The organism is Streptomyces sp. NPDC001530 (genome assembly GCF_042894545.1).
In the GTDB taxonomy this organism is placed as follows: domain Bacteria; phylum Actinomycetota; class Actinomycetes; order Streptomycetales; family Streptomycetaceae; genus Streptomyces.
In genome coordinates this window covers 87,746-94,982 of sequence record NZ_JBIAVS010000032.1, presented here as the reverse complement: position 1 = coordinate 94,982, position 7,237 = coordinate 87,746, and the positions used below count along the sequence as shown (strand labels likewise).

Sequence of the window (7,237 nt, the reverse complement as noted above, 5' to 3'; positions counted from 1 at the left end):
CTTCCCGCGGGGGCCCTCCGGCGGGGGGGGGGGCGGGGGGGCGCCCCCCCCCCCCCGGGGGGGGCCCCCCCCCCCCCCCCACGACGGCTACAGAGGCCAGCCTGAACGGCATACAGCTGAACAGGCAGCCGATGTCCGTGGCCGGACGGGGCCGCGTGTTCATCGGCATCGGGCGATCGCGGACATGCCCGACTAGGAAGCCAGCGTGATGGTCGTCGGCGTTCCCTGCCAGACCATCCTCGCGTAAGGGCACAGCGAATCGGCCTTCTCCAGGAGCGGAGCGGCGATCTCAGGAACGACGTCCGGCCACTTGACCACCAGGTCGACGCGCAACAAGTAGCCGCCGTCTCCCGGGTCCCGTCCAAACGCCACCGTCGCCTCCACGGAGATCGCGGCGGGATCGAGCGCCGCCTGCCGTGCCACCAGGCTCAGTGCTCCGTGGAAGCAGGCGGCGAAGCTGGCGGCGAACAACTGCTCGGGATTCGTCCCCCGGCCGTCTCCTCCCAGTTCGGCAGGCATGCGCAGGTCAAGATCCAAGACTCCGTCGGCCGAGCGTGCCCTTCCCGAGGCCCGACCGTGACTCGCTATCCCGCCGCTCACCGTCACCGTCGTGGTGTAGATGGGGGCGAAGAACTCCCCGCCGAAGTCATTGTCGGTCGACAGATTGGGCAACTGGATCCGCTCGGTCACCGCATGACTCCGTCAACGTTGCAGGACACGGCCGGGCGCGGAGCCGGCATCAATGCGGGCAGGCCGGTGTGCGTCGGCATCGGCATCTCACGCCGACACGCAATGCGAGACGCCTGGCTATGGGCAGAGCCCACCGAATCAACAGTGCCAAATGCCATATTTTATGCACCTTCATGTCATGGGAGTCCCGGGATCTGGACAGCTAGTTGACCGACAAGCCGCCTTTCTTGTGACGGCCGCCGGCACGCAGCCCGCTTGCCCCGCGCCTCGCCCTCGTCAAGCGGGCGGGGCCGGTACGGAAGGCGACGTCTCCTTGCGTTGGGTGACGATGCTGAAGGCGCGAAAAGCCCAGGACATTCTGACCGTGTGCCAGCCCGCTGCGGGGCACCCGGGCGCAGGGCCGTCCGAAGACTGCCTCAGTTGTTCAGCGAAGCCACGTATGGAGCCAGTTTGGCCGGATTCATTACCCACATGATGCGTTCGATGCCTCGTGCCGACACATCGACAGACAGCAAAGCCACCGCGTTTCCATCGGCTGAGACAAGGACGGCCGGCCTGCCGTTGGCCTCGACCCAGCGAACGTCTGCCTGAGGCCAGAAGCGTGGGGCGAAGGCGGCAAGGTACTTGGAGACGTGCGGACGCCCCACGACCGGAATCCTGGATGCCCCGCGCACTCCTCCGCCGTCGGAGTAGCTGATCACGTCCGCAGTGAGCACATCCTCGAGCACCGACAGATTGCCGGTCTGCGCCGCGGCGAGGAACACTTCCAGCAGCCGCCGGTGAGCGTCAGAGCTGACCGGCTCCCTGCGTTCAGCTGACAGGTGCTTCCGGGCGCGGCTCACCAACTGGCGCGTATTGGCTTCGCTCGTCTCCAGGATGTCCGCGATCTGCTTGTAGGGGTAGTCGAAGGCTTCCCTGAGAACGTAAGCAGCCCGTTCCACGGGGTTCAGCTTCTCCAGGAGGAAGAGAACCGCCAGGTCGAGTGCCTCTGCCCGTTCCGCGCCCACCTGCGGATCCGTGCTTGTGTCGACTGGCTCGGGAAGCCAGGGCCCGACGTACGACTCACGCCGCATCCTGGCGGACTGGGCGAAGTTGATCGCCAGACGGGCGGTGACCGTAGCCAGGAACGCTGCCGGCTTCTGGATGTCGGCGCGGTTGGTGTTCTGCCACCGCAGCCACGTCTCCTGGACGATGTCCTCGGCTTCCACAGCACTACCGAGCACGCGGTACGCGATGCCGAAGAGTTGGGGACGCGCTGCGATGAAATCCCTCGTTGCCTGGTCAAGGGAGTCTGTGTCGTCCCCGGCGCCCATAGATGTCCTCCAGTTCTGGATCACCATGCTACAAGCCGTCACAGTTGGACGCGCGCCGTTATGGGCGGGTTGTCCCGCCCCTGCCTCCGAAGGGGACGAGCGCACAGGAATCCGGCTGGGAAAACAGTCATGTCATAGATCCAGTGCCTCTCCTGTCTGTTGTTACGACCCGGAGGCGGCAACAAGTTAATTGAGGGTGGGTAACCGCGCCAATGCCTTATGCAGCTGAAACTGTTGTCACCGGCACGAGGTCGATGGCTGAAGCTTGGCATCTGGGGGTGGAGTCCAGGGTTACGTGGACGCGAAGAGTGTTGATGCAATCGGATACCGTCACCCCTTCGTGTGGACGACCGGCTGCGTGAGCCACTCGGTGAACGTCGTGTGGCCGATGTGGGCGTGTGCTCGGGGGAGAAGCGTTCGTTTCCCCATCTCGGCACCGAAGTACCGAGCGTGCACATCGGTGACGACAACCCGTTTGTCACGCCGGGCAGTCAGCACCTCTGCTGTGAGGTCGTCGAGATGACGCTCTTCCGGGCCGGCGACCTCGAGGGTGGCGAACATCGGAAGCCCTACGGCGACGTGCGCGACTGCTGCGGCGACATCATCCGTCGACACGGGACGGATGAGGACCGGCGCGACGTGTACGCGGTCGTAGTAGGTGTTCTTGGTCGCCATGACTTCGACGGATTCGAAGAACGGAGTGGCCCGCACGATCGAGTGGGGGATCGGTGAGTGCGGACTTTCTCCTCCTGCAGCAGCCTCGCGCGGAAGTAGCCAGACCGTGGCCGTTCGGCTCCCACAGCTGAGAGGACCACGTGGTGCTCGACACCGGTCGTGGCTGCGGTGGCCAGGAGGTTGGTCGTAGCGGTGAGGAAGAACTCCAGACTCGCCTGGTCCGTATGTGACGGTGTGTTGGTTGCGTCCACCACTACCTCAGCGCCGCGCGATGCCTCTTGAAGGCCACGACCAGTGATGACGTCAACACCATCACGGCGTGAAACGGGCACGACCTCCACACCGTGATCCCGGAGCCTGGCAACCGTACTGGAGCCGATCAGCCCGGTGGCCCCTGCGACAACGACTCTCATCTGGGTCCCTTCCCATCGTGGGATCAGCGACCCCGTCTGTGCCGGGGTGACAGCGAAGTCCGCCACGTGCACTACATTCGACAGAACTCGCACCGCTGTTGTGACACTGAGCTGAGGAGTGTCACGACGCACTCCGCTGAACACTGCGGCCTGCGTGGCTGCGCGGTGGTCACCCGTGCACGGAGTACCCCGGTTGCGCATCTAGCGGCGCTCTGAAGCAGCGACAACTGTCACAGAAGCACGGTGTTCTCGGTCTTCACTGCGAGGCAGCCGTGTGAGCCGCCTGGAATGCACGGACGCCGCTGCCGCCGAGCGAGTGATGTTGGTACACCAACGTCACCACGCGGCGGCAAACGGTCATCTGTCTCTGCAGGGCGACAACTACGGAGGTGCAACACAGTGTCAAGCAAGGACTCAGTGGGCGGGACCAACGAGAATCCGCGTTCCGAGGCGTGGAAGACCGCGGCGAGGATGCTGCAGGACACCGAGCCGCTCAGCGTCCCCGAGGGCGCCTCGGCGATGACCATCCTGGTCGAGTGGCAGCCTGGCGACCCCGGCACTCCTCCGCACCGCCACTCGGGGCCGGCGTTCGGCTACGTGATCGAGGGCGAGGTGCGCTTTGAGCTGGAGGGAGAGCCGGAACGCGTGGTCAAGGCCGGTGAGACGTTCTGGGAGCCGGGCGGTGACGTGATCCATTACCAGGACGGCAACGCCCGAACGGACGCGCCGTGCCGGTTCGTCGTGTCCATGCTGTGTGCGCCCGGCCAGCCGATGCTCACGCTGGTCGACGAGGAGGAACTGGCACAGCGGGCCCATCTGCGTGCTCCGCGCCCCGTGACCTGACCTGCGCCTTCCTGTTCAGGCAGGTCGGCTCCGACCGAAGCGGACCCGCTCCGTGGGAGGGCACGAGAAGCATGAGCGCCATTGACGTCGTGTGCTCCATGCTGACAGTGCTGTTCGCGGCCGCAGACATCCATGAGCTGCGACACCGTGTCCTGCCACGGAGCTCCGGGTGGCGCACGCGGGTCGACGGTCTCCTCCACGCGGTCATGGCAGTGGCCATGTCTGCCATGCCGTGGAGCTGGGGCGATCAGGTGCCCGCGAGGGCGCAAGCAGTCTCCTTCGCGGCCGCAGCAATGTAGTTCCCCTTGTCCGCGCTCAGCCGGCGGCGCGGGGCGCGACTGCCCGCGGCGGCACGGAGTTTGCCTTCCGGGGCCGGCATGGCCGCGATGGCCTGGATGGCAGGCCCGATGGCAGGTTCGGGACACGAGACTCTGGCGGTCCATGCCGGTCACTCGATGGGGGACCCAGGAACCCACGACGCAGGCACGGGGATACTGGTGCTGTATCTCCTCGTCTGCGCCCTCCGGTCGCTCACGCGCGACATGCCGGGGCTGCGACGGAACAACGGCAGCCCGCACACCCCTGCCGTCAAAGAGCTCTACGGCCACTTCTGGGAGGGTGCGATGCACCTTGGAACGATCGCAATGCTCCTCATACATCAATGACAGTCCTCCCAACACGGGGTCTCCTGAACCGGCGAGCGGTGCGAACCCGCATGAGGCTTGGTCCCCACCATCACGAGGCAGCGCGGACGGATCGCGCTGCTGACAGGAGCGGGCCAGGGGCCCCAGCTACCACCTCGAGGGGCGGCGGTGAAGGGCGGCAGCAGACCCGAAGGGGGTCAGGAAGTAGAACTGCCCGCCATCGATGTCAACCTGACCGGCTCTGAGCCGCCGGGCGATCGCCAGGGCATGTTCGTGCTCGCCGGCGATTGCGGCGTGGAGACCGTGGACGGTGATGTTGGCGATGGCTACGGCGTGATCGTCGTCGTACGGAATGACGACCAGGACCGGCCCGAAGATCTCTTTCTGGGCGATGACCGAGTCCGGATCGACGGTGGCGAAGATGATGGGCCTGACGCAGGCGCCGGTCTCCAGGCCTTCGGGCTGCCCTGCCCGCCGACCACCAACGCGGCGCCGTCGGCGATGCCCTTCTCGATGTACGTGGTCACGCGTCGGCGCTGTAACTCGGAGGCCAGCGGTCGTTCGCAGTGTCCTCATCGGCGGGATCGCCCACCGTCTGGGCCGCAGCCTCACACAGCAGCCGCCCCACCCGGTCGTGGGACTCCGGCCGGTACGAGCATGCGCTCGAGGCCCCGGGAGGATTCCTCTGCCGCCGTGATGGCAGCCGTCGAACCGGGACCCTGGTGCGCCTGCCGGGCAAAGGAGGTCGGTGTGCCTACTCAGCTGTGATGGTTGCTGGGATCTCCTCAACCCGGCTCTGTGTGCTCACCACAACACGGCGGATCGCCGTCACGATGTCGCTGCGATGCTGCGGCCGGCCCGAGATGAACCTCATGTGCCCCGAGGCGGACCGCGGACGGCTGCGAGGCGCGGGAGAGCACCTGCCGGTTACTCCACAAAGTACGAGTCGTGCTGGTCGAAGAACTTGGCGCGCTCGTCGTCCGTGGCATGAGCCAGCTGCTAAAGCCCCTCAAAGTGCTCAGCCTGCCGGCGGTCGACCGCCCATTCGCCCAGTTGCCCTGGGCTGTCGATGTGTTGGGCTGCATCACCTCAAGCATCCGGGGTCTTCCCTGGCTCCATCCGGACGGCAGCCCTGGACCGCCGCGGCCGCGCAGCCAGGCGGCAGTGACCGTAGGCGCTCGAGACGTTGACGATGGAACCCGACTAGGCGGCTTCTGATGGCTCTTGGACGGCGTCGCGGAGCCAGATGACGATCGCTGTGACGGTCAGGGTCCCGTTGAAGATGTAGTCGCGCTTGTCGTACCGGCTGGCCACCGCGCGGAACTGCTTCCACTTGTTCACGCACCGCTCGACCGCGCTGCGGCGACGGTACTGGGCCTTGTCGAAGGCCGGGGGCCGGCCTCCGGCCCGCCCCCGGCGCTTGCGGTGGGCCTGCTGGTTATCCGGCTGCGCGATGGTGGCCTTGATCCCGCGCCGCCGTAGGTAGGCACGATTGTCGCGGCTGGAATACGCCTTGTCGCCGCGCACGCGGTCCGTCGGCTCCGCGGCCGGCCTGGGCCGCGCCGCCGGATGCGTAAGCCGGCCAGCACGGGGACGAACATCGGGCTGTCGCCGCGCTGGCCGGGCGAGGTCTGCCAGGTCAGCGGGCGAGCCCGGTCGTCGGACAGCAGATGAACCTTGCTGGTCAGCCCGCCCCGTGAACGCCCCAACGCCTCGCGCCCATCGGCCTCCTCACGCGCCCCGCGCCCCTTTGCGGGTAGTCGGCCGGGGAGCGGCGCGGTGCGCCGGCCGCGTGCTGATGTGCCCGGCAGGACGTCGAGTCGATGTTCACCACCCACTCCGTGGGCTCAGCGTCCCGGGCCCGCGCGCCGTCCGGACCGCCGGCATCGGCCTCGATCTGCAGCTCTTCGAGGATGGTCTTCCAGGTGCCGTCAGCCGACCAGCGGCGATGCCGCTCGTAGACGGTCTGCCACGGACCGTACCGCTCGGGCAGGTCCGGCCACGGCACGCCGGTCCGGGCCCGGAACAGCACCCCGTTGATTACTTTGCGGTGATCCGCCCACTGCCCGCCGGGCCTGCCACCGGCGGGCAGTAAGGGCTCGATCTTCCGCCACTGCGCATCGGTCAACTCATGTCGCCGCACCATGAGGCGCGTCTCCCCAGACCCAACGCTGATCCACCCAGCACACCAAGAGCCATCAGAAAAGCCCTAGTCGCGGAGGTGCGGCAGGGCCGTATGGGCGAGCATGCTCGGGGCCGTCACATTGAGGTCGAACAGGCTGGTGATCACTGCTCGGTCCGTCTCAGCCAGAGGCATCACGGCAGTGGTGCCGGCGTTGTTCACGAGTACGTCGAGCCTGCCCCACCGCTCACGGCGGTGGCAACGACCGTGTCCGCGGCGCCCTCCTCGCAGGTGTTGAGCGGCAGGATCGCGATGTTGGAGTGCGCGCGAGCCGTCTCCTCCAGGGCTTTCTCCCGGCGCCCCACGCCGAGGACGCGTGCCCCCGACTCGGCCAAGGCCCCTGGCTCGGGAACCCGGGCGTTGGATGCACTGCCGGCACTGCCGTGCAGCTCGCTGAACAGGCAGGCGGCGCCGGGGTGTCAGGCGGGAGCGTAGGCGGCGAGACGGGCTGTGCTGCCGAGTCTGCAGACCGGCCGG

At 67.2% G+C, this 7,237-nt stretch carries 7 protein-coding genes and 3 pseudogenes; 2 read left to right on the top strand and 8 right to left on the bottom strand.

Going from position 1 to position 7,237, the window contains the following annotated elements; translation table 11 throughout:
- Positions 1–192: 192 nt before the first annotated feature.
- The 4 genes and pseudogenes from ACFY0T_RS44245 to ACFY0T_RS44230 form a co-directional block, all read right to left on the bottom strand.
- Complete coding sequence (locus ACFY0T_RS44245) at positions 193–690, bottom strand: Ohr family peroxiredoxin (protein WP_388884195.1); 498 nt, start codon at positions 688–690, stop codon at positions 193–195.
- A gap of 416 nt (positions 691–1,106) precedes the next feature.
- Complete coding sequence (locus ACFY0T_RS44240) at positions 1,107–2,003, bottom strand: RNA polymerase sigma-70 factor (protein WP_388884200.1); 897 nt, start codon at positions 2,001–2,003, stop codon at positions 1,107–1,109.
- A gap of 330 nt (positions 2,004–2,333) precedes the next feature.
- Positions 2,334–2,714, bottom strand: a complete 381-nt coding sequence (locus ACFY0T_RS44235) for a hypothetical protein (RefSeq protein WP_388884203.1) — start codon at positions 2,712–2,714, stop codon at positions 2,334–2,336.
- Between the two features lie 149 nt (positions 2,715–2,863).
- Positions 2,864–3,091, bottom strand: a pseudogene (locus ACFY0T_RS44230) (NAD-dependent epimerase/dehydratase family protein); the annotation flags it as partial.
- A gap of 471 nt (positions 3,092–3,562) precedes the next feature.
- Here ACFY0T_RS44230 and ACFY0T_RS44225 point away from each other — a divergent pair.
- Positions 3,563–3,934, top strand: a complete 372-nt coding sequence (locus tag ACFY0T_RS44225) for a cupin domain-containing protein (RefSeq protein ID WP_388884199.1) — start codon at positions 3,563–3,565, stop codon at positions 3,932–3,934.
- 71 nt (positions 3,935–4,005) lie between these two features.
- Positions 4,006–4,599 (top strand): annotated as a pseudogene (locus ACFY0T_RS44220) (DUF5134 domain-containing protein).
- Between the two features lie 126 nt (positions 4,600–4,725).
- On the opposite strand, the gene ACFY0T_RS44215 reads toward ACFY0T_RS44220, so the two are convergent.
- From ACFY0T_RS44215 to ACFY0T_RS44200, 4 genes and pseudogenes are all read right to left on the bottom strand, one after another.
- The gene (locus tag ACFY0T_RS44215; RefSeq protein ID WP_388884194.1) at positions 4,726–5,154 is read right to left on the bottom strand and encodes an aldehyde dehydrogenase family protein; all 429 of its coding nucleotides are present in this window, start codon (positions 5,152–5,154) and stop codon (positions 4,726–4,728) included.
- 627 nt (positions 5,155–5,781) lie between these two features.
- Positions 5,782–6,724 (bottom strand): annotated as a pseudogene (locus tag ACFY0T_RS44210) (IS5 family transposase).
- A gap of 63 nt (positions 6,725–6,787) precedes the next feature.
- Positions 6,788–6,895: a hypothetical protein gene (locus tag ACFY0T_RS44205; protein ID WP_388884193.1), complete on the bottom strand. Its 108-nt coding sequence runs from the start codon at positions 6,893–6,895 to the stop codon at positions 6,788–6,790.
- Between the two features lie 23 nt (positions 6,896–6,918).
- A complete protein-coding gene (locus ACFY0T_RS44200) occupies positions 6,919–7,095 on the bottom strand; it encodes a hypothetical protein (RefSeq protein ID WP_388884192.1) in 177 nt (58 codons plus the stop codon).
- Between the last annotated feature and the right edge of the window lie 142 nt (positions 7,096–7,237).